At 64.9% G+C, this 1674-nt stretch carries 2 protein-coding genes; one reads left to right on the forward strand and one right to left on the reverse strand.

Annotated elements, in window-relative coordinates; translation table 11 throughout:
- Nucleotides 1-93: 93 nt before the first annotated feature.
- On the reverse strand, nt 94-384 hold the full coding sequence (locus tag ABZZ22_RS26965) for a GIY-YIG nuclease family protein (protein ID WP_354938641.1): 291 nt from the start codon (nt 382-384) through the stop codon (nt 94-96).
- A 384-nt stretch (nt 385-768) separates the two neighbouring features.
- Between ABZZ22_RS26965 and rsmG the strand changes: the two genes are divergently transcribed.
- Nucleotides 769-1506, forward strand: a complete 738-nt coding sequence (gene rsmG / locus ABZZ22_RS26970; protein WP_354938644.1) for a 16S rRNA (guanine(527)-N(7))-methyltransferase RsmG — start codon at nt 769-771, stop codon at nt 1504-1506.
- The last annotated feature ends 168 nt before the right edge of the window (nt 1507-1674 follow it).

The raw sequence follows: 1674 nt of genomic DNA on the forward strand, positions 1-1674 counted from the left end.
CTCGACAGGCTCGACCACCGGGTCTCGGGGTGGTCTCGACAGGCTCGACCACCGGAGGTCGAGCTTGTCGAGACCTCTCTCAGCCGGGGATGGTCAGTCGTGTGGGGTCTTCGACGTGTTCGCGAGCCGAGGCAGATCGCCTAGTCGTCCTTCGATGAGCGCGATGCGTTTGGCTCGGCCCCAGTTCTGGATCTGTTTCTCCCGCGAGAACGCATGAGCGACGTTGTCGTACTGCTCGTACCAGACCAGCTGCACGGGAAGTCGATGGCGGGTGTACTCAGGACCCAGTCCGACGCGATGCTCGGTCATTCGACGCTCGAGGTCGGTCGTGCTGCCGACGTAGAGGGTTCGGTCTGCGCAGAGAAGCATGTATGTGAAAGCCATGCCTTCATCTTGAGCGGGACCACCGACAGTTTTCGGGGGTCGTGCGTCTCGGGACTTCGCTCGTCCGGGGGTCGAGCTTGTCGAGACCCCTCTCCAAAGGGCAGTGGTCTCGACAGGCTCGACCACCGGGCGTGTGGTGGTCTCGACAAGCTCGACCACCGGGTCCGTGAGGCGGTGGTCTCGACGGACACGGCCATCGAAGTGAGGGGTGGTTGAGGAGGTGTCTGTTCGGAGGTCGAGCTTGTCGAGACTCTCTGCGCTGGGCAGTTGGTCTCGACAGGCTCGACCACCGGGCGTGTGGTGGTCTCGACAAGCTCGACCACCGGGAGACCTCTTGCCCGCCTGGAGTTCATCCATGCGGGTTTCACGTGAAACAGTTTGTGCGTGAGCGAGGAACGTGAGGACTTGGGTGGTCTCGGCGAGCTCGACCCCCGGGCGGAGAGAGTCTTTCCCGACGACCGCCTGGAGCTTGCGGAGAAGTACGCCGCGTGGCTGGCGGACGCCGGAGTGGTCCGCGGGCTGATCGGGCCCCGAGAGGTTCCGCGGCTGTGGGATCGGCACATCCTGAACTGTGCCGTTCTGGGGGAGATGATCCCCGAAGGAGTCGCGGTCGCGGACATCGGATCCGGTGCGGGACTCCCGGGCCTGGTCCTCGCGATCACCCGCCCCGACCTGCAGATCACGCTGATCGAGCCGCTGCTGCGGCGTACGACGTTTCTCGAGGAGGTCGCCGGCGACCTCGGGCTCGAGAACGTCACGGTGCTCCGAGGGAGGGCGGACGCCTTTCACGGTGAGCTCGGCTTCGACGTCGTGACTTCGCGAGCGGTCGCCGGGCTGGACAAGCTGCTCGACTGGTCGATGCCGCTGGTATCCCCCTCAGGAGCGCTCGTCGCGATGAAGGGGTCGAGCATCGAGGCAGAGATCGAGGAGGCCGGCCCGACGTTGAAGAAGTGGGGATGCGCGCCGCCGACGGTCTCCGAGCTCGGTGTAGACGTTTTGGAGACGACAACTGTCGCGGTTCGGGTGGTTTGGTCGGATCCCGCACGGGTAGATTGGCCGCCGGTCCCGAAGGGCGGCCAGAAGGGGTCCAAGGGTGGGCCCCGAAAGAAGAAGCGCCGCTGAATGGTGGTCGAGCCTGTCGAGACCACGACAGCTCGTGCGCCCGCTCGACGCCGAGGTCCTCGAACCCGTGGCGGAGCAGCTCGAGCGCCGGCACCTTTTACACCTACTTCAACGACAAAGAAGAGATCTTCGCTGCCGTCATGGAGGAGACGAAGAACGAGATGCTCC

The organism is Nocardioides sp. NPDC006273, from assembly GCF_040613495.1.
Classification (GTDB): Bacteria; Actinomycetota; Actinomycetes; order Propionibacteriales; family Nocardioidaceae; genus Nocardioides.